At 67.2% G+C, this 19,345-nt stretch carries 16 protein-coding genes; 12 read left to right on the top strand and 4 right to left on the bottom strand.

Annotated features, from left to right (window positions below; genetic code table 11):
• Positions 1–16: 16 nt before the first annotated feature.
• Positions 17–640 carry a TetR/AcrR family transcriptional regulator gene (locus tag N5C88_RS20605; RefSeq protein ID WP_059375005.1) on the bottom strand — a complete coding sequence of 208 codons (624 nt, stop codon included), beginning with the start codon at positions 638–640 and terminating at the stop codon, positions 17–19.
• Positions 641–875: 235 nt separating this feature from the next.
• On the opposite strand from N5C88_RS20605, the gene N5C88_RS20600 reads away from it, so the two are divergent.
• Genes N5C88_RS20600 through N5C88_RS20590 form a run of 3 tightly spaced genes read left to right on the top strand, consistent with a single transcriptional unit; the run spans position 876 to position 6,585 of the window.
• Positions 876–1,967, top strand: a complete 1,092-nt coding sequence (locus N5C88_RS20600) for an efflux RND transporter periplasmic adaptor subunit (protein WP_280016125.1) — start codon at positions 876–878, stop codon at positions 1,965–1,967.
• A complete protein-coding gene (locus tag N5C88_RS20595; RefSeq protein WP_059375007.1) occupies positions 1,964–5,137 on the top strand; it encodes an efflux RND transporter permease subunit in 3,174 nt (1,057 codons plus the stop codon). Before N5C88_RS20600 ends, N5C88_RS20595 begins: the two co-directional genes overlap by 4 nt.
• Positions 5,138–5,139: 2 nt before the next feature.
• Positions 5,140–6,585 (top strand): efflux transporter outer membrane subunit, encoded by a 1,446-nt coding sequence (locus tag N5C88_RS20590; RefSeq protein ID WP_118931889.1) that lies wholly within the window; start codon positions 5,140–5,142, stop codon positions 6,583–6,585.
• A gap of 46 nt (positions 6,586–6,631) precedes the next feature.
• Here the strand turns inward: N5C88_RS20590 and N5C88_RS20585 are convergent, their stop codons facing one another.
• Positions 6,632–7,402, bottom strand: coding sequence for an IclR family transcriptional regulator (locus tag N5C88_RS20585; RefSeq protein ID WP_280016124.1), 771 nt, complete (start codon positions 7,400–7,402; stop codon positions 6,632–6,634).
• Positions 7,403–7,661: 259 nt separating this feature from the next.
• Here N5C88_RS20585 and N5C88_RS20580 point away from each other — a divergent pair, with 259 nt between their 5' ends.
• The 9 genes from N5C88_RS20580 (at position 7,662) to N5C88_RS20540 (ending at position 16,925) form a co-directional block, all read left to right on the top strand.
• Entirely contained in the window at positions 7,662–8,675 is a 1,014-nt protein-coding gene (locus N5C88_RS20580) for a tripartite tricarboxylate transporter substrate binding protein (RefSeq protein WP_251877480.1), read from the top strand.
• Entirely contained in the window at positions 8,675–9,559 is an 885-nt protein-coding gene (locus tag N5C88_RS20575; RefSeq protein WP_251877482.1) for a polysaccharide deacetylase family protein, read from the top strand. The genes N5C88_RS20580 and N5C88_RS20575 overlap by 1 nt, the downstream gene beginning before the upstream one ends.
• The gene (locus N5C88_RS20570; RefSeq protein ID WP_280016123.1) at positions 9,556–10,323 is read left to right on the top strand and encodes a polysaccharide deacetylase family protein; all 768 of its coding nucleotides are present in this window, start codon (positions 9,556–9,558) and stop codon (positions 10,321–10,323) included. Before N5C88_RS20575 ends, N5C88_RS20570 begins: the two co-directional genes overlap by 4 nt.
• 126 nt (positions 10,324–10,449) lie before the next feature.
• Entirely contained in the window at positions 10,450–11,586 is a 1,137-nt protein-coding gene (locus tag N5C88_RS20565) for a C45 family peptidase (protein ID WP_118931906.1), read from the top strand.
• A gap of 36 nt (positions 11,587–11,622) precedes the next feature.
• Complete coding sequence (locus N5C88_RS20560) at positions 11,623–13,188, top strand: ABC transporter substrate-binding protein (RefSeq protein ID WP_280016122.1); 1,566 nt, start codon at positions 11,623–11,625, stop codon at positions 13,186–13,188.
• 608 nt (positions 13,189–13,796) lie between these two features.
• Entirely contained in the window at positions 13,797–14,435 is a 639-nt protein-coding gene (locus tag N5C88_RS20555; protein ID WP_059375022.1) for a GntR family transcriptional regulator, read from the top strand.
• A complete protein-coding gene (locus N5C88_RS20550) occupies positions 14,425–14,934 on the top strand; it encodes an ureidoglycolate lyase (RefSeq protein ID WP_280016121.1) in 510 nt (169 codons plus the stop codon). Before N5C88_RS20555 ends, N5C88_RS20550 begins: the two co-directional genes overlap by 11 nt.
• Before the next feature lie 25 nt (positions 14,935–14,959).
• On the top strand, positions 14,960–15,886 hold the full coding sequence (locus tag N5C88_RS20545) for an allantoinase PuuE (RefSeq protein WP_118931896.1): 927 nt from the start codon (positions 14,960–14,962) through the stop codon (positions 15,884–15,886).
• 43 nt (positions 15,887–15,929) lie between these two features.
• The gene (locus tag N5C88_RS20540; protein WP_280016120.1) at positions 15,930–16,925 is read left to right on the top strand and encodes a tripartite tricarboxylate transporter substrate binding protein; all 996 of its coding nucleotides are present in this window, start codon (positions 15,930–15,932) and stop codon (positions 16,923–16,925) included.
• A 45-nt stretch (positions 16,926–16,970) separates the two neighbouring features.
• Here the strand turns inward: N5C88_RS20540 and N5C88_RS20535 are convergent, their stop codons facing one another.
• Both N5C88_RS20535 and N5C88_RS20530 read right to left on the bottom strand, forming a co-directional pair.
• Positions 16,971–18,530, bottom strand: a complete 1,560-nt coding sequence (locus tag N5C88_RS20535) for an ABC transporter substrate-binding protein (RefSeq protein WP_118931897.1) — start codon at positions 18,528–18,530, stop codon at positions 16,971–16,973.
• Between the two features lie 186 nt (positions 18,531–18,716).
• Positions 18,717–19,337, bottom strand: a complete 621-nt coding sequence (locus N5C88_RS20530) for a GntR family transcriptional regulator (protein WP_059375031.1) — start codon at positions 19,335–19,337, stop codon at positions 18,717–18,719.
• Positions 19,338–19,345 lie beyond the last annotated feature (8 nt).

Below are 19,345 nucleotides of genomic sequence, written 5' to 3'. Positions count from 1 at the left end.
CCGGGGACCGGCCGCCTTACTCGGTCTTCGGTTCGCCGAAGACCACGCTGCGGAAGAAACCGGCCAGCACGGCCTCGGTCATTTCCGGCGTGACGGCCTGCGGGTCGAAGGCATAGCTGAACTGCATGCCGTCCGACAGGGCCAGCAGGCCCAGCGCCATTTGCTCCGGCGGCATGCGTAGCGGCGTGCCGACCCGGGCCGAAAACTGCTGCACGTAGTCCGTGACGGCTGCGCGCAATTCCCGCATACAGGCCAGAAAGCCCTCGCGGAATTCAGGGTCGCGGACCGCCTGCAGCTTGCCTTCCATCCACAGCAGGAAACAGTCGTTCTGGCGAAAGTGCGTGGAGTAGTGCTCGAGCACGCGCGCTTCCATCTGCGGGCGCGACGACCCGTCCTCGAAGATGGCGCGCATCTCGTTCATGACGCTTTCGTGGTCGCGTCTGAGCAGTTGCAGGAACAGTTCGGACTTGCTGCTGAAATTGGAATAGAAGGCTCCGCGCGTGTAGCCCGCCTGTTCGGCGATGTCCTCCACGCTGGTCGCCACAAACCCTTTCGCTACAAAAATCGATTGCGCAGCGTCGAGCAGACGCTGGCGCGTCTGATCACGGCTTTGCTCTCGCGTAAGGCGGACTTTTGACATGGCGCGAGTTTAGCACTGGGGCGCATTTCAAATTCACCATTGAATCTGAATTCATACCTGTATTAGAATCCAGGCCGTATCGGGCCGGAACCGGCCCTTATTCCCGAATTTCCGCGCCGCGAGGTGTTACGTGACTTGCCCTGGCCCTGCCGCGCGCCTTGCCGCGCGCTCCGCCGCGGCCGCCCCCGCGGCGCCGCTTTCGCCCTCCACCCGGTCCCGCCGTTGGCCGCGCCTGTTGTCGCTGCCGGGCGCCGCGGCCCTCGCCTTGTTGCTGGCCGCCTGCGGCCGCAACGAGGCGCCCCCGCCCGCGCCGCGTCCGGTGGTCGCCATGCCGGCCCAGGCCGATGAACGCTTGCCGGCCTGGACGCTGCCTGGCGAAGTGCAAGCGCGCTACAGCACGCCGCTGTCGTTCCGCGTGGGCGGCAAGATCATCGAGCGCCAGGTCCGGCTGGGCGATGCCGTCACCCCCGGGCAGATCGTCGCGAAGCTGGATCCGGCCGACGCCGCCAAGAACGCGGCCAGCGCCCGCGCGCAGTTGTCGGCGGCCCAGCACCAACTGGACTATGCGCGCCAGCAGCTGGACCGCGACCGCTCCCAGGCCCGCGAAAACCTGATCGCTGCGACCCAGCTGGAGCAAACCCGCAACGACTACGCCACGGCATTGGCGCAGCGCGACCAGGCGCAACAGCAGGCGGCATTGGCGGCCGACCAGCTCAAATACACCACGCTGCAGGCCGACCATGCTGGCGTCATCACCGCGGAACAGGCGGACACTGGACAGAACGTGGCCGCCGGCGAGCCGGTCTACAACCTGGCCTGGTCCGGCGACATCGATGCCATCTGCGACGTACCGGAAAGCGTGCTGGCGGGCCTGGCCATCGGCCAGCGCGCCAGCGTCACGCTCGGCCCCCTGCCCGGCCAGACGTTTTCCGCGGTGCTGCGCGAGATCGCGCCGGCCGCGGATCCGCAAAGCCGCACCTATCGCGCCAAGCTCACGCTGGAATCCCCGACCCCGGAGGTGCGCCTGGGCATGACGGCCAACATCAGCTTCGACAACCGCTCAGGCGAAAGCCTGACGACCTACACGGTGCCGGCCACCGCGCTGTTCCATGACGGCCCCGCGCCCGCCGTGTGGATCGTCAAGCCGGACGCCGACACGCTGGAGCTGCGCCGCGTCCAGGTGCTGCGCTACGACGCCCGCACCGTCACCCTGTCCAAGGGCTTGCAGGCCGGCGAACGCGTGGTCTGGCAAGGCGTGCACACGGTGGCCGCCGGCGAGAAAGTCCGCGCCGTGCCGCCGCTGCATCCCGAGGATTTCGCCTCATGAGCGGCCCGCAGCAGGACGCTGCGACTCAGGCGCATCGCCACGAGGAAGGCCGCTTCAACCTGTCGGCCTGGGCGCTGCGGCACCAGCCGCTGGTCGTCTTCATCATCACGCTGATCACGCTGTTCGGCGTGTTGTCGTACTCGAAGCTGGCGCAATCGGAAGATCCGCCCTTCACCTTCCGCGTCATGGTCATCAAGACGCTATGGCCCGGCGCCACCGCGCAGCAGGTGCAGGAACAGATCACCGACCGCATCGGCAAGAAGCTGCAGGAAGCCCCCAACACGGACTTCATGCGCAGCTATTCGCGGCCGGGCGAGTCGCTGATCTTCTACACCATGAAGGACTCCGCGCCCGCCAGCGCCGTGGCCGAGCAGTGGTACCAGGTGCGCAAGAAGGTCGGCGACATCTCGGCCACGCTGCCCCCGGGCGTGCAAGGCCCCTTCTTCAACGATGAATTCGGCGACGTCTACACCAACATCTACACGCTGCAGGGCGACGGCTTTTCGCCCGCCCAGCTGCACGATTACGCCGACCGGCTGCGCACCGTGCTGCTGCGCGTGCCGGGCGTGGCCAAGGTGGACTACTTCGGCGACCAGCCCGAGCACATCTACGTCGAGATCTCCAACACCCAGCTCACGCGACTGGGCGTGTCGGCGCAGCAGATCGCCCAGGCCATCAACAGCCAGAACGCCGTGACGAGCGCGGGCACGTTGACCACCGCCGACGACCGCGTCTTCGTGCGGCCCAGCGGCCAGTACGCCAACAGCCGCGTCCTGGCCGACACGCTGATCCGGGTCAACGGCAAATCGATCCGGTTGGGTGACATCGCCACCATTCGCCGCGGCTACCAAGACCCGGCCGTCGAACAGATGCGGCTGGGCGGCAGCTCCGTGCTGGGCATAGGCATCACCATGCAGCCGGGGCGCGACGTGGTCCATCTGGGCAAGGCTTTGAGCGCCAAGTTCGAAGAACTCCAGGCCCAGCTACCCGCCGGGCTGACGCTGAAGGAAGTCTCCAGCATGCCCAAGGCGGTATCGCATTCGGTCGACGACTTCCTGCGCTCCGTGGCCGAAGCGGTGGCCATCGTGCTGGCCGTGAGCCTGGTGTCGCTGGGCTTGCGCACCGGCATGGTCGTGGTCATCTCGATCCCGGTGGTGCTGGCGGTCACGGCGCTGTTCATGGACATGTTCGGCATCGGCCTGCACAAGGTATCCCTGGGTACGCTGGTGCTGGCGCTGGGCCTGCTGGTGGACGACGCCATCATCGCGGTCGAAATGATGGCAGTGAAGCTCGAACAGGGCTGGAGCCGCGCGCGCGCCGCCGCATTCGCCTACACCAGCACCGCCTTCCCCATGCTGACCGGCACCCTGGTCACGGTGGCGGGCTTCCTGCCGATCGCGCTGGCCAAGTCCAGCACGGGCGAATACACCCGTTCCATCTTCCAGGTGTCCGCCATCGCGCTGATCACCTCCTGGTTCGCCGCCGTGGTGCTGATCCCGCTGCTGGGCTACCGCCTGCTGCCCGAGCGCAAACGCGAAGCCCATCTGCCCGACGACCACGAACACGATATCTACAACACCCGCTTCTACCAGCGCCTGCGCGGCTGGGTGGGCTGGTGCGTGGACCGCCGCTACCTGGTGCTGGGCGCCACGGCGCTGGTCTTCGTGGCTGCCATGGCCTGCTTCCGCTTCGTGCCGCAACAGTTCTTCCCGAGCTCCGACCGCAGCGAACTGCTGGTGGACGTGCGCCTGCAGGAAGGCGCGTCGTTCGCGGCCACGCTGCGCCAGGTCGAGCGGCTGGAAAAGACGCTGGAAGGCCGTCCGGAAATCGACCACTCGGTCAGCTTCGTCGGCACCGGCGCGCCGCGCTTCTATCTACCGCTGGACCAACAGCTCGCCACCCCGAACTTCGCCCAGCTGGTCATCACCACTCATTCGGTCGAGGACCGCGAGAAGCTCGCGCAATGGCTGCAGCCCGTGCTGCGCGAGCAGTTCCCGGCCATCCGCAGCCGCCTGTCGCGCCTGGAGAACGGCCCGCCCGTGGGCTTCCAGGTGCAGTTCCGCGTCAGCGGCGACAAGATCGCCGACGTGCGCGCGGTGGCCGAACAGGTGGCAGCCGAAGTCCGCGCCGATCCGCGTTCGACCAATGTGCAGTTCGACTGGGACGAGCCGTCCGAACGTTCGGTGCGCTTCGAGATCGACCAGCAGAAGGCGCGCGAGCTGGGCGTCAGTTCCAGCGACATCTCGGACTTCCTGGCGATGACGCTGTCGGGCTACGCGGTCACGCAATACCGCGAACGCGACAAGCTGATCACCGTGAGCCTGCGCGCGCCGCAGGAAGAGCGGATCGACCCCGCGCGCCTGAGCACCCTGGCCATGCCCACGCCCAACGGCGCGGTGCCGCTGGGCAGCCTGGGCCACGTGCGCTATGACCTGGAGTACGGCGTCATCTGGGAACGCGACCGCCAGCCCACCATCACGGTGCAAGCGGACGTCGCCGCTGGCGCGCAAGGCATCGACGTCACCCGCGCCATCGACGCCAAGCTCAACGCCCTGCGCGCCGGACTGCCCGTCGGCTACCGCGTCGAGGTGGGCGGCCCGGTGGAGGAAAGCGCCAAGGGCCAGTCCTCGATCAACGCCCAGATGCCGCTGATGGCGGTGGCCGTGCTGACCCTGCTGATGCTGCAGCTGCAAAGCTTCGCCCGCGTGCTGATGGTGGTGCTGACCGCGCCGCTGGGACTGATAGGCGTGGTCGCGGCGCTGCTGCTGTTCGGCAAGCCCTTCGGCTTCGTCGCCATGCTGGGCGTGATCGCCATGTTCGGCATCATCATGCGCAACTCGGTCATCCTGGTGGACCAGATCGAACAGGACATCGGCGCCGGCCACAAGCGCGTGGACGCCATCGTCGGCGCCACCGTGCGCCGTTTCCGCCCGATTACCCTGACGGCCGCGGCCGCCGTGCTGGCCCTGATCCCGCTTTTGCGCAGCAACTTCTTCGGCCCCATGGCCACCGCCCTGATGGGCGGCATCACCATCGCCACCGTGCTGACGCTGTTCTTCCTGCCGGCCCTGTATGCCGCGTGGTTCCGCGTCCGCCACGACGAGCGCGACGAACCCGAAGGCGTGCCGCCGGGCGCCAACGCCGGCGACACGGTGGAACGGGGAGCATGACGATGAACCGACTTTCCTTGCGCCTGGCCGCCCTGCCCCTGACGCTGGCCTTGGGTGCCTGCGCCTTCGCGCCCAGCAGCAAGCCGCCCGCGGTCGCGCAACCGGCGCAGTACGGCGTCGAGGCCACGCCCGCCGCAAGCGCCGCCGCCCAGGGCGTGGCGCAGCGCTTCGAACAAGGCGCGCGGCCCGTGCCCGAATGGTGGAAGCGTTATGAATCAGAGGCGCTGAACGCGCTGGTGGCCGAAGGCCTGACCAACAGCCCGGACCTCGCCGCCGCCGAACGCAACCTGGCCGGCGCGCGCGAACAGCTGCGCGGCCAGGTGAATTCGTCGCTGCTGCCTTCGGTGGACGCGGGCGCCGACGCCTCCCGCCGGCGCGCGCTGACCATGCCGAACTTGCACGAACCGACCGCGCAGTACAACGTCTTCACCGGCCAGATCCACGCCAAGTACGACCTGGACCTGTTCGGCGCGGCGCGCTTTGCCAACGCCTCGCTCGCGGCCCAGGTCGAGCAGCAGGCCTTCCAGCTGGAATCCGCCCGCCGTTCGCTCGCCAGCAATATCGTCACCGGCGCCATCACTGCCGCCGCACTGGCCGAACGCGTGGCGTTGACGGAAAAGCAGGTCGTGCTGGCGCGACAGGTGGCGCGCGACACGCAGCGCCGCTACGAACTGGGTTCGGCCTCGCAGAACGACGCGCTGGACGCGGACCAGGACGCCGCCACGCTGGAAGCGTCCCTGCCCGGCCTGCGCGCGCGCTGGCATGCGACGCGCCATGCGCTGGCGGTGCTGCTGGGCCGCAACCCAGACCAGGCCCCACCCGATCTCGCCTTCAGCATGCTGGCCGTGCCGCAGCAAGTGCCGGTGGTGGTGCCGTCCGAACTGCTGGCTGCGCGCCCGGACATCCTGTTCGCGGATGCGGTGGTGCAAGCCGCCGCGGCCGACGTGGGCCTGGCCACCGCGCAGTTGTTCCCCAGCCTGTCCTTGTCCGCGTCCATGGGCAAGAGCGGCTTCAATTGGCCCGCGGCGATGTCGGGCGCCGGCGCCATCTGGGCAGTTGGCGCTACGCTCACGCAACCCATCTTCCATGGCGGCGCGCTGCTGGCCGAACGCAGCGCGGCCAAGGAACGCTACGAAGCCGCGCTGCTGCAATACAAGCAGACCGTGCTGACCGCCTTCCGCGACGTGGCCGACACGCTGTCGCGGTTGGATGCCGACGGGCAGGCGCTGGCCTCCGCCGAAGCCTCGCGCCGCTCGGCCGAACAGTCCTACCGCAACACCGCCAGCCGCGTGCGGCTGGGCGCGCTGGCGCCTTATACCGAATACGCTGCGGAACAGCATTACGTGGCGGCCCGCTTGCGCGAGATCGAGTACGCCAATGCGCGCCTGACCGAAACGGCGGCGTTGTTCCAGGCCATGGGGTCGCCGGCCCGCGCCGCGCAGCAATAGCGCATCCAGCCAAGATCGCCGCAGGCCCGCACGCAAGCCCTCGCGCTCACGGCGCGGGGGCTTGTTCCTTCATGCGCGTGGCCAGCGCCAGCGATTCGATGCGGCGGGCGGCCGACTGCAGCAAGGCCGTGGTCTTGTCCTGCGCGATGGTGTTGAGCCGGGCCGCAAGAAAGGTGACGGTCAGCGCGCCGAACACGCGGCGGTCCTCCTGGAACACCGGCACCGCGATGCCCGCCCGCTCCGGCGAGATCTCGCCCACTCCCAGATAAAAGCCCTGCACCCGGATCTGGTCCAGCTTGCCGGTGAATTCGGCCTGCGTCGCGCCCAGGCCCAGATCGCGGATCTCGTCCGCATGGGCTTCGTACAGGCGGCGCTGGTCCTTGCGCGGCAGGAACGCGACGATGGTCTTGGCCGTGGCGCCGCGGAACAGCGGATGGGCGCGGCCGCGGCCGTGCGGAATGCCCAGTTCGTCTGGACCGCGCTCGTGGTGGATGTTCAGGATGCGCAGGCCGTGGATCACGCTGAGCAATACGTCGCCGCCCACCTGGTCCACCACCTCGCGCATGATCGGGCGCGCCACGCCCAGCACCGGATCGCCGTCGATGATGAGGTGGTCCAGTTCGATGATGCGCGGCCCCAGCTTGTAGCCTTCGCCCGTCACCCGCAGCAGATAGCCCAGGTCCGTCAGGTCGCGGATGTAGCGGTAGCCCGTGGGCGCCGAATACGACAGGCGCGAAATGATCTCTTCCGCCGACAGCACCGGGGTTTCGAGACTGAAGAGGTCAAGTATCGCTAGGGCTCGCTTCAGGGTGGACATGGCGGTCGTGGGGCGGGGAACAACGCGGGATCGGGCGCAGCGTATCACAGGGGTGCGTGCGGCGCGCCTGTGCCATTGGCGCAGCCTATCGCACCCAGCCCAAGCTCAAGACCCAAACTATCGTTTTCCTATTTTTTATCATTTATAGATAAAAACTAATTGGATTGAATTATTTTTTATCGAATAATGACATTCAAGCAATGGGTAGATTGACGTCCAACACGCCACTGCACCTGCGGAAAACATCAGGGGAAAATCCATGAAGCAGTCTTGCGGCACCAAGGGCGGCATCAGCCGCCGGCATTTCCTGGGGGCCTCGGCCGCCACCTTGGCCAGCGCGGCGCTGGCGCGGCCTGGCCGCGCCTGGGCGGCCGGCTATCCGGCCGAACGCGCCATCCAGTTCATCGTGCCCTTCCCGGCCGGCGGCGGCACCGACCTGGTGGCCCGGCCGCTGGCCCAGGGCATAGGCGAGGCGCTCAAGCAAAGCGTGGTCGTGATCAACAAGGGCGGCGCCGCGGGCAACATCGGCACCCAGCAGGCCGCCCGTTCGGCGCCGGACGGCTACACCATCGCGCTGGGCTCCACCGGCACGCACACGGTGAACCAGAGCCTGTACCAGAACATCGGCTACGACCCGGTCAAGGACTTCGAGCCGGTGTCCATGGTCTGCTACTACAACAACGTGCTGGTGGTGCATCCGTCGTTTCCGGCGCGCACGCTGCAGGAGCTGGTCGCGCTCATCAAGGCCAATCCGGGCAAGTACTTCTATGGCATCACGCAGAACGGCAGCTCTGCCCACCTGGCCATGGAACTACTCAAGGCCACGGCCGGCCTGGACCTGCCCGGCGTGCCGTACAAGGGCGCGGCGGCCGCGGTCAACGACTTCCTGGGCGGGCAGTTTCCGATCCTGATGGACGTGGTGATCAACCAGCAGCAATTCATCCGCGGCGGCAAATCGCGCCCGCTGGCCGTGACTTCGGCGCAGCGCGCGCAGGCGCTGCCCGACGTGCCGACCGTGGCGGAATCGGGCTTTCCCGGCTATCAGGCCATAGGCTGGAACGGCGTGTTCGCGCCCGCGGGCACGTCCGCCGCCATCATCCAGACGCTCAATGGCGCCGTGCAAAGCGCGCTCAAGCAGCCCGCCCTGGAGCAGTTGACGCAGAACGGACTGGAGCTGCACGGCAGCACCCCGCAAGAACTGAGCCGTTTCGTCGCGACTGAGAGCGAGAAGTGGCGCACGCTGATCAAGAACGCCGACATCAAGGCCACCTGATGCAACGCATACCCTACGGCGTCCCCTTGGACGCCAGCGCCAATCCCTGGCTGCCGCTGGACCGCGAACTGCGCGCGCAGGGCCTGCGCGCCGCGGGCGCCGCGCCGGTGCGCGCGGTGGTTTGCGTCACCGTCCACGTCGACGGCCCCGCCGTCGAGGTCGGCCGCAAGCAGTTCCCGGCCGGTCCCCATACCGCGGGCCGCTATGCCATCCGCCGCGGCGTGGCGCGGCACCTGGAGATCCTGGCGCGCCACGGCATGCCTGCCACGTTCTTCGCCTGCGGCTACGACGTCGAGCACTATCCGGCGACCTTCCACCGCATCCTGGAGGCAGGCCACGAGATCGCCGCCCACGGCTATCTGCACGAAGCCTGGGACCTGGGCGATGACGAGCCCGCGCTGCTGGAGAAAACCCATCGCATCATCCAGCGCGAGCTGGGCGTGACGCCGGCGGGCTGGTGTTCGCCTTCGGGCCGCAAGAGCCATCGGACCCTGCCCGCGCTGCGACGCCTGGGCTATTGCTACGACGCCAGCGAAAAGGACCAGGACCGTCCCTACCTGCCGGCGGACACGGCGGATTTCATCATGCTGCCGAACAACACGGTCTCGCTGGACGACTATCCGTTTTACTTTTCGGGCCACAGCCTCGCGGCGGAAGCGTACGACAACTGGGTGCAGGAATTCGAGGCGCTGCGCCAGGCCGAAGGCTATGTGCACCTGACCGTGCACCCCAAGGCTGCCGGCGGTTCCGGCACACCGGCCCGCGCCGCGGCGCTGGACCGCTTCCTGGCCTATCTGGCCGCCCAACCCGATGTGCACGTCATGACGCTGGAAGCGCTGGCGCGCCACTGCCTTGCCCGCCCCGACGCCTGGAGAAGCGCATGAGCGCCGACAAAACCGTACTGGTCACCCTCAATGTGCAGGGCATCGGCCCCGAAGCCGCGACCCAGCCGGAAGCCTCGCTGCACGGCCGCGACGCGCATGGCCGCTATACCTACGGCGGCGGCCTGGCGCGCGTGCTGGACATGCTGCGCCGCCAGGACATCCGCGCCACGCTGTTCTGGCCGGTGTTCGAAGCCGAACGCTGCCGCGACCTGCTGGAGCAAAGCCTGCGCGACGGTCACGAGGCAGCCTCGCAAGGCAATGCCTACGAAGACCTGCCCGCGCTGGGCGAGCGCGAAGGCGAAGTGCTGGAACGGGCCCGCGACCGGCTGGCCGAACTGACCGGCGCCCCCCCGCAGGGCTTTCGCTATGCCAGCGCGTTTACCGCCAGCACCGTACCGCTGCTGCACCGGCTCGGCTATCGCTACGACAGCAGCGCAATCGACGACGACGCCCCCTACGCCCTGGACGCCGACGGCGGCCCCGGCATGCTGGAGCTGCCCTGGAGCGAAGGCCTGTGCGACGCCACCCATTTCAGCCGCCGCGTGACGCAGGACCGCGCCTACGCGCACTGGGTGGAACAAGGCGACGCGCTGCTCGCGGCCGATGGCTATGCCTGCCTGACCTTGCATCCGCGCGCCGACAACGGCGTGGGCCGCGCGGCCAGGCTGCTGAAAGTCGAGCAACTGCTGGAGCGCTTCCGCGCCGCGGGCGCAAGCTTCAAGACCTGCGCCGAATTGGCCGCCGCCTCCCACCATACGCGCTGAACGCAGGACGCCCATGGCCTGCTTGCACTGGTAAACCCTGAGCAATATTGGCGCCAAAATAAGCTAACATTTTTTCGCCAACCAATTTCCACCCCAGATTGCGGCGCGGCGCGCCGCCCTATGTCCATGACCCAGATCACCCAATTTCCCTTCGTATCGGTTTCGGGCGCGCCCGAGGCCCGCGGCCGCTCCTATGGCCAGCAAGCTGCCGACCGCGTGCGCAAGAGCGCCAAGATGTACGGCCAGACCCTGGTCGACCTGGGCTACGACGCCATGGCGCGCACCCAGCTGATCAACGGCTTCGCCCGCGAGATCGAGAACTTCGCGCCGCACTACCTGGAAGAGATGCGCGGCATCGCCGCGGGCGCCGACGTGCCGTTCGAAGACATCGTGATGGTGAACGCCCGCACCGAAGTCATCGCCAAGGCCCGCGCCGAAAAGAAGAAGGCCGCCGAACTGGAGCCGGGCGACGGCTGCACCGGCGCGCTGATCCTGCCGACGCGCTCGGCCAACGGCCGCCTGATCCATGGCCAGAACTGGGACTGGCGCGCGGAATGCGCCGAGACCGCGATCGTGCTGCGTGTGCGCAACGACAACGGCCCCGACATGCTGACCTTCGTCGAAGCGGGCGGCCTGGCGCGCAGCGGCCTGAACAGCGCCGGCGTCTCGATCACCGCCAACTACCTGGAATCCGACCGCGACTTCCGCCAGCTGGGCGTGCCGCTGTCGCTGATCCGCCGCAAGGTGCTGGAACAGGAACACTTCGCGCTGGCGATCAAGGCGGTGGCAACCACGCCCAAGTCCTGCTCCAACAACATCATGATCGGCATGGCGGCGGGCTTCGGGGTCGATTACGAATGCACCACCGACGAAGCCTTCCCCATCTACCCTGGCAGCGATGACCTCATCGTCCACGCCAACCACTGGGTCAGCGACGTGGCCCTGTGCAAGCTGCGCGACACGGGCCGCGCCAGCACGCCGGAAAGCGCCTACCGCGACTGGCGCGTGCGCCGCCTGTTGAACGAGCAATCCAAGCTGACGCGCGAAGACTTGAAGCGCGCGCTGTTCGATGACTTCGGCGCGCCCTATTCGGTCTGCCGTCCGCCGCGCCCCGGCAGCCACGACAACCTGTCGGCCACGGTGGCGATGGTGATCATGGAGCCGGAAGCCGGCCTGATGGAAGTCGCGCCGCTGCCGGCGCTGAACCGCAGTTTCACCCGCTACAGCCTGAGCGCCGAACCCGAACTGCTGGCTGCCGCCTGAAGCGGCGCGCCCGCGCAACCCCAGGAAGACGTATCGATGAAAAACCATTTGTTGAGCGCCGCGGTTGCGCTGGCGCTGGGTTCCATGGCCGGCGCGGCCTGGGCGCAATCGGCCCCGCCGCTGCGCATTTCACTGACGGCGGACATCCGCTCCACCGAACCCGGCGTCAACCGCGACAGCAACAGCGACGCGGTGGTGCTGCACATCGTCGAGGGCCTGGTGGCCTACGGCGAGGATGCCGAGGTGCGGCCGCTGCTGGCCAAGTCGGTGGACATCAGCCCGGACGGCAAGACCTATACCTTCAAGCTGCGCGAAGGCATCACGTTCCACAACGGCAAACCGATGACGTCGGCCGACGTGCTGTGGACCTGGCAGCATTACACCGCGGCCAATTCGGGCTGGCGTTGCGCCAGCGAGTTCGACGGGCGCGGCACGGTCAAGGTGACGGGCGTGGAAGCGCCGGACGCGCAGACGGTCGTCTATCACATCGAAAAGCCCAGCAGCCTGTTCCTGGCGACGCTGGCGCGCGCCGACTGCGGCGGCACCGGCATCCTGTCCAAGGACTCGGTGCGCGCGGACGGTTCCTGGGACAAGCCCATCGGCACCGGGCCATTCGAATTGGCGGAATGGAAGCGTGGCGAGTACGTGCGCCTGACGAAGTTCGCGGGCTATTCGAACCTGGACGGCAAGCGCGACGGCTATACGGGATCGAAGCGGCCGCTGGTGGACGAGGTGCGCTTCCTGATCGTGCCGGACGATTCCACCGCCAAGGCGGCCCTGCAGCGCGGCAACATCGACATCATCGAGGACGTGTCCAATAGCGACGTGCCGGTGCTGCAAGGCACGCCGAACGTCAAGGTGGCGCATGCGCCGGTGATGAGCATGACCGCGCTGCTGATGCAGACCAAGGATCCGGTGCTGGCCAATCCCAAGATGCGGCAGGCGCTGGCGCACGCGATCGATTACCAGCAACTGGCGGCGGCAGTGACGGAAGGCCTGGCCCAGCCCAACAATTCGATCGTGCCGCTGGTTTCGCCCTACTACGACGCGGCGCAGAAGCAGGGCTGGAACTACGATCCGGCGCTGGCGCAGAAGCTGCTGGGCGAAGCGGGCTACAAGGGGCAGGATCTGACGATCCTGACGACCAAGCGCTATCCGCAGTCGTACAACTCGGCGGTCATCATCCAGGCGATGTTCCAGGCGGTGGGGATCAAGGCGCAGCTGTCGGTGGTGGAGTGGGCGACGCAGCTGGACCGCTATAACGCGGGCACTTACCAGATGATGACGTTCCCTTATTCGGCGCGGCTGGACGCGGCGCTGAACTACGAGATGGTGACGGGGGACAAGGCGAAGCAGCCGCGCAAGGTCTGGGACAATCCCGCCGCGCTGAAGCTGATCGAGGCGGCGTCGTCGGATACGGATCATGCGAAGCGGCAGGCTTCGTTTGATCAGCTGCATAGGCTGTTCCTGGCGGATGTGCCTAGTATTCCTTTGTACAACGGGTTGGATATTGGGGCTTATCGGGCGGATATCAGGGGGTATCAGCCTTGGGCGGTCAAGAAGCCGCGGGCATGGGAGGTGGAGCGGGTTTCGGCTCCTTGATGTTGATTTTGTTGTCTTTGTTGGTGCCGGTGCGGTCTTCGTAGGTCGCCCGGCGGCGCGGGCCTGGTGGCTGCTCGCGCCCACGATTGCGGTCCGGAGCGTTCGCTCCGGACTGCCCCTTCGTCATCTTCGTCCTCGCCTTCGGCGACTCCTTCAGATTCCCTCGGGCGCATCGAGGTTGCTCGCAGCCACCAGGCCCGCACCGCCGGGCTACGAGTTTCTTGGTTCGCTGCGCCGTCAGACCCGTGGGTAGTGGCGAGGTTTGCGGGGCCCGCTGAATGCGGCCGCCTGCGCGGCCGCATTCAGCTTACTTGGTGGTGGGGCGTCGGAGCGGTGTGCGCTGGCGCGCTGGCGTGGGTCTTGTTTTTTCTCTCCTGCGGTTTTCTCCCCCCGCACCTTCCTTTCCGTTTTTTTCTCCGCTTTCGCTCTGCCTTCCCTTCTTCTCCCCTTTTCTCGCCACTCTGATTGCCTGGCCGTATCCGGCCACGCCTATTAGGGATACTACTGGTATCTCTTTGGGATACCAGTGGGGTACCTTCTCATCCGTTACGCGCGACGGCAACTCGGAGTCTCTGTCGTCCGCGCTTTTTTCTTACGCTGCAACACACATGAACGCTACTCAACGCACCTATCAGACCCTGCTGGACCAGATTGTTTCGCGCCGGATTCCGGCGGGGGAAGTGTTGGAGGAACGCCGGCTGGCGGATGAACTGGAGGTGTCGCGCACGCCGTTGCGCGCGGCGATGAACCGGTTGTTGGGCGAAGGGATGCTGGAGCGGCTGTCCAACGGATCCATCGTGGTGCGCTCGTTTGGCGTGACGGACCTGCTGGAATTGCTGCAGATCCGCAGCCTGCTGGAAAGCGAGGCGGCGGCGATGGCGACCGGGCGGATTCCGGCGGAGCCGCTGGAAGGGCTGCGGGCGCGCTTGCAGGCCTTGCTGGATGCGAAGACGCCGGACGAAAAGTCGGATTGGGAGGTCGATAACGCGCTGCACGATCTGGTGGCGGCGTACTGCGGCAACCGGAATCTGGCGACGATGATCACGGCGACGCGGCGGCAGGTGCGGATGTGCGATGTGGAGCGCTTGCCGCAACGGCAGGTGCAGGCGCGGGAAGAACACTTGGCGATCGTGGAAGCGCTGCTATCGGGCGAGTCGGCCCGGGCGCGGCAGGCGATGGCGGCGCATCTGGAGAACGTGCGGCGCAGCTATGTGAATTCGCTGGGGTATCTGAGCCATGGCGCGTGACCTGGACGCATCCCCGCGCGTGATCCGCCCGCGGCCGCTCACGCCCGAGGCCTTTGCGCCATATGGCGAGGTGATCGCGCACCAGGGCGCGGAGCGCCGTCACTATCTGACCGAGCCCATGCGGCATGGGCCCGAGGTGGTTCGCCAGGCCGGCTGGGTCAGCCGGGTGCAGGCGGCGGCGCCGGGGCCGGTGGAGATCCGGCTGATGGAACGCCACCGCCATGCGGCGCAGAGCTTCGTGCCGTTGACGGACTCGCCCTATCTGGTGGTGGTGGCGCCGACCGGCGCCGACGATCTGCCCGACATGGCGCGGCTGGAAGCGTTTCTCGCGACTGGCAGCCAGGGCGTGTGCTACCGCGTGGGCGTCTGGCATCACGGCCTGACCGTGTTGCAGGGGCCGGCGGAATTCCTGGTCCTGATGGGCCAAACCGGCCGCGGCGATGACGACGAGTTCTGGCAGGCGCCGGCTCCGCACGCCCTGGTTTCGATTTCCGATTGACCCTACCTCGATGGCTAGCCCCGCTATGACTACCGATCATCCGCACTTGCGCCGCGATTTCGTCGGCTACGGCGCCAACCCGCCCGATCCCCGTTGGCCGGGCGGCGCGCGCCTGGCGTTGAACCTCTGCATCAATTACGAGGAAGGCGGCGAGCCTTCGGTGCCGGACGGCGACGCTGAATCCGAGACCGGCCTGACCGAGGGCGGCGCCGGCGGCTTCGCCGGGCGCGACCTGGCGGCCGAATCGATGTTCGAGTACGGCAGCCGGATCGGCTTCTGGCGCGTGCACCGGCTGCTGCAGGAACGCGGCATGGCGGCCACGATACTGGGCTGCGGCCTGGCGCTGGAACGCAATCCGGAGGTCTGCGAGGCCATCAAGGCGGCGGGCTATGACGTGTGCGCGCACGGCTGGCGCTGGGAACGGCACCAGAACCTGACGCTGGAAGAAGAGCGCGAGCGCATCCGCCGCACCGTGGAATCGATCACCCGCACGGTGGGTTCGCGCCCGCTGGGCTGGTACTGCCGCTACGGCCCCAGCCTGAACACCCGCGCCTTGCTGGCCGAGGAAGGCGGCTTTCTGTACGACTCCGATACCTATAACGACGAGCTGCCCTACTGGACCGAGGTCGGCGGCAAGCCCCACCTGCTGGTGCCTTACGGCCTGGCCAATAACGACGCCAAGTTCATCCGCGGCGGCATGGCCACGGGGCAGGACCTGTTCGAGTACCTGCGCGACGCATTCGACATGCTGTACGAGGAAGGCGCCACGGCTCCCAAGATGATGTCCGTGGGATTGCATCTGCGGCTGGTCGGCCAGCCGGGCCGCGCGGCAGGCCTGGCGCGCTTCCTGGACCACGTGGCGGCGCACGGCGACGTCTGGGTCTGCCGGCGCGCCGACATCGCTCGCCACTGGCATGCGCACCATCCGGCCGCCCAGGGCGCCGCGCGCTGATTCGTTTTCTGCATCGCCCACGTTTTCTCATCAGGAGAGCAGCATGTCGAAGTACCAGAAAATCAATCGCCGCGGCCTGCTGGCCACGGCCCTGGCCGGGTTGCTGGCGCTGGGCTTGAGCCCGGCGGCGCAAGCCGAGGTCTATCCCAGCAAGCCGATCCGCATCGTCGTGCCCTTCCCGCCCGGCGGCGCGGCCGACACCCTGGCGCGCGCGCTGTCGCAGCAGTTGAACGACACGCTGGGCAAGCAGGTCATCGTGGAAAACCGCGCCGGCGCGGGCGGCACCATCGGCACCAATGCGGTGGCGCGCGCGGAGCCGGATGGCTACACGCTGCTGTTGGGCAACGTGTCCACGCTGGCGATCGCGCCCAGCCTGTATCCGAACCTGAACTACGACCCGGTGAAGGATTTCACGCCCATCACCCTGGTGGGCAAGAGTCCGCTGGTATTCGCGGTCAATCCGGGCCTGCAGGCGAAGAATCTGCCCGAACTGATCGCGCTGGCGAACAAGGATCCCGGCAAGCTGACCTTTGGCTCTTCCGGCGCGGGCAGCATCACCCACCTGACCGGTGAAGTGCTGAACCTGGCCACGGGCGGAAAACTGGTGCACGTGCCCTACAAGGGCAGCTCGCCGGTGCTGCTGGCGGTGGCCTCGGGCGAATTGAGCATGGGCGTGACGCAGGTTGTGGAGATGCTGCCGCAGTACAAGGGCGGCCGGGTTGGCGCCGCGGCGGTGACGGGCATCGAGAAGTCGCCCGCCCTGCCCGACGTGACCACCGCTGCCTCGCAAGGCGTGAAGGGACTGGAAGCCACCACCTGGTACAGCCTGATGGCGCCCGCGGGCGTGCCGGCGGAAGTGGTGCAGCGCCTGCATCCGGCGCTGGAAAAGGTGCTGACCAACGCCGAGCTGCGCAAGCGCTTTGCCGACGAGGGCCTGATCCTGGCGCCGTCCACGCAGGCGGAGCTGAGCGCGTTCCTGGGCAATGAAGTGCGCGACTGGGCCGCGGTGATCAAGCAGGCGGGCGTGAAGCTCGACTAGCGGCTGGCGCCGGGCCGCGAGCGCGGCCCGGCGCCATCAAGCGTCCTACTTGCCGTCGCGGACCTTGGTTTCCCAGGCCCGCGGCTTGCCTTCCCAGACCGAAAATCCTTCCACGCGCTTGCTGGATGCCCAGGCGTCCGCGCCGTTGTACAGCATCAGCATCGGGGTCTGTTCCAGCATCAGGGCGTGCAGCTGGTCGAACAGCGCCTGGCGCTTGGCCGGATCGGATTCCAGGAAACTCTCATCGATCAGCTTCTGCGCCGCGGGGTCATCCCAGACCTTGCGCGGCTGCTTGGCCTTGTCGCCCGAAAACTGCTCGAAGCTCAGCGAAGGGTCCAGGCGCGAAGAAAACGAGAACGAGCTGATCTGATACTTGCCGGTGTTGTAGCGGTCCAGCTGCGTGGCCCATTCCAGCACCTCGATCTTGGCGTTGATGCCCACCGCCTGCATCATGGCCTGGGCGATCACCGCCACTTGATAGCTCGGCACGTGGGCGCGCTTGTTGGCGTAGATGATCACGGGCTCGCCCTTGTAGCCGGCTTCCTTCAGCAATTGCTGCGCCCGGGCCGGATCGTATTTGTAGCCGCGCTTTTCCGCGTCCTTGTAATAGGCCGAACCCGCGTAGACCGCGGAATTGTTCAGTTGGCCCAGGCCTTCGGAGGCCGCGGCCACGACCTGCGGAATATCCAGCGAGGCGGCGATGGCCTGGCGGATCTTCACATTCTTCAGCACCGGATCCTCGGTCTGGAACAGCAGCACGTGCTTGACCGCGTCATGCGGGCTGAACACCGTCAGGTTCTTGGCGTTCTTCAGTTCGCCCACATCGGTGTTGGTGATCTGCGCGGCGTCGATGGCGCCCGACAACAGGCCCGCCTTCGAAGTGGACGGATCCGGCACCACCAGGAACTTGACCTCATCGGCCAGCGGACGCTTGGAGCCCACGTAGCCGTCCGGCTTGTCGCCAGCGGGCGAGACGTAATCCTTGTAGGCCGTCAACAAGGTGTATTCGCCGCGCTTCCAGTCCTTGAACATGTAGGGGCCGGTGCCCACCGGCTTGATCCAGGAACCGTCGGCGGCGACCGAATCCTTGGAGATGATGGCGGTCATGCCGCAATCGGTGCGGGCCAGCGAATCCAGGAACACGGCCGACTTGCGGTCCACCTTCATCACCACGGTCTGCGCGTCGGGCGCGGACACGTCCGTCACCTTCAGGCCGTTGCGGCCGTCAAAGTCGCTGCGGCAGCGCCAATCCGTCTTGGGATCCATGTAGCGCTGCCAGTTCCAGACCACATCGGCCGAGGTCAGCGCGGCGCCGTTGTGGAACTTGACGCCGTCGCGCAACTTGAAGGTATAGGTCAAACCGTCTTCCGACAGGTCCACCGACTTGGCCAGCAAGGGCCCCACGGTGCCGTTCTCGCGATAGCCGACCAGGCCCTCGACGATGTTGAGGATCACGCCGTCGGTGGTGTTGTCGCGGTTGACGCCGGGGTTGGTCGAGCGGATGTCGGCGGGCTGGGCGATGGTCAGCAGCGCGGCCTGGGCCGAACCGGCGGCGGCCAGCGCCAGGCTGAGCGCGAGCGCTCTAGGTACGAAAACATGGTGCATGCAAAGACTCCCCGGCGTGCGGCGCAAAATTCACGCATATATTGGCGCCAAAATTAGCTGCCCATTATGAGCGGAATGCGCCGCTCCGCTATCGGGGGTATCCCTGAAGGCGCCGCCGGAATGAAAAACGGCGGCCTTCATTCCGAAGGCCGCCGCATGCTTGCAGCGCGGGTTGCGCCGGCCGCCTCAGGAGATGTCCTGCCCCACGTGCTGGGCAATGATTTTCTGCAGGCGCTTGACGTCGCGCGCTTCCAGCGCGTCCACCATGTCGAAATGCTCGCGCGCGGAAATCTCGATGCGCGAGCGCGTCACCCATTCCTTGGCCGGCGCCGCCGGGCCGCGGGCCCGGGTTTCGTGGATCAGCGCGACCAGTTCGCGGTTGCGGCACATGTCGTACATGCCCGCGTGGAAAGCCAGGTTGACCTCGTACTGCTCCAGCAGCGTGCCGTCCTGCAGCAGCTTGGCGAAGCGTTCGGCCAGGGTGCGCAGCGCCTTGACCTTGGCCACGGTGACGTTGGGCATCAGGTCCGCCGCCGCGCCCGTTTCCAGCAGGATGCGGATGTCGCGGATCTGCAGATGCTGGTCCGGATCCATGGCGTAGACGTGATAGCCCCGGTTCGGGATGTGCGCGATCAGCCGCTTGGCGGCCAATTGGTCTAGCGCCCGCCGGACGTCCAGACGCTTGGCGTCGTAGCGTTCCTGCAGGTCGATCTGTTTCAGCCAGGCGCCGGGACCGTAAACGCCCGCCTGTATATCGTGGGCGATGCGATCAACCAGGCCGGGTTGCGCCGTTGCCGCTTTCGGCATGGACCACT

Origin of the sequence: Achromobacter sp. GD03932, from assembly GCF_029839485.1 — a bacterium.
Classification (GTDB): domain Bacteria; phylum Pseudomonadota; class Gammaproteobacteria; order Burkholderiales; family Burkholderiaceae_B; genus Achromobacter; species Achromobacter bronchisepticus_A.
This window is presented reverse-complemented; position numbering and strand designations above follow the sequence as displayed.

Coding starts and splice junctions, on each gene's coding strand:
- N5C88_RS20605 (WP_059375005.1), bottom strand. CDS start 640: ATGTCAAAAGTCCGCCTTACGCGAGAGCAAAGCCGTGATCAGACGCGC.
- N5C88_RS20595 (WP_059375007.1), top strand. CDS start 1,964: ATGAGCGGCCCGCAGCAGGACGCTGCGACTCAGGCGCATCGCCACGAG.
- N5C88_RS20590 (WP_118931889.1), top strand. CDS start 5,140: ATGAACCGACTTTCCTTGCGCCTGGCCGCCCTGCCCCTGACGCTGGCC.
- N5C88_RS20585 (WP_280016124.1), bottom strand. CDS start 7,402: ATGTCCACCCTGAAGCGAGCCCTAGCGATACTTGACCTCTTCAGTCTC.
- N5C88_RS20580 (WP_251877480.1), top strand. CDS start 7,662: ATGAAGCAGTCTTGCGGCACCAAGGGCGGCATCAGCCGCCGGCATTTC.
- N5C88_RS20575 (WP_251877482.1), top strand. CDS start 8,675: ATGCAACGCATACCCTACGGCGTCCCCTTGGACGCCAGCGCCAATCCC.
- N5C88_RS20570 (WP_280016123.1), top strand. CDS start 9,556: ATGAGCGCCGACAAAACCGTACTGGTCACCCTCAATGTGCAGGGCATC.
- N5C88_RS20565 (WP_118931906.1), top strand. CDS start 10,450: ATGACCCAGATCACCCAATTTCCCTTCGTATCGGTTTCGGGCGCGCCC.
- N5C88_RS20560 (WP_280016122.1), top strand. CDS start 11,623: ATGAAAAACCATTTGTTGAGCGCCGCGGTTGCGCTGGCGCTGGGTTCC.
- N5C88_RS20555 (WP_059375022.1), top strand. CDS start 13,797: ATGAACGCTACTCAACGCACCTATCAGACCCTGCTGGACCAGATTGTT.
- N5C88_RS20550 (WP_280016121.1), top strand. CDS start 14,425: ATGGCGCGTGACCTGGACGCATCCCCGCGCGTGATCCGCCCGCGGCCG.
- N5C88_RS20545 (WP_118931896.1), top strand. CDS start 14,960: ATGACTACCGATCATCCGCACTTGCGCCGCGATTTCGTCGGCTACGGC.
- N5C88_RS20540 (WP_280016120.1), top strand. CDS start 15,930: ATGTCGAAGTACCAGAAAATCAATCGCCGCGGCCTGCTGGCCACGGCC.
- N5C88_RS20535 (WP_118931897.1), bottom strand. CDS start 18,530: ATGCACCATGTTTTCGTACCTAGAGCGCTCGCGCTCAGCCTGGCGCTG.
- N5C88_RS20530 (WP_059375031.1), bottom strand. CDS start 19,337: ATGCCGAAAGCGGCAACGGCGCAACCCGGCCTGGTTGATCGCATCGCC.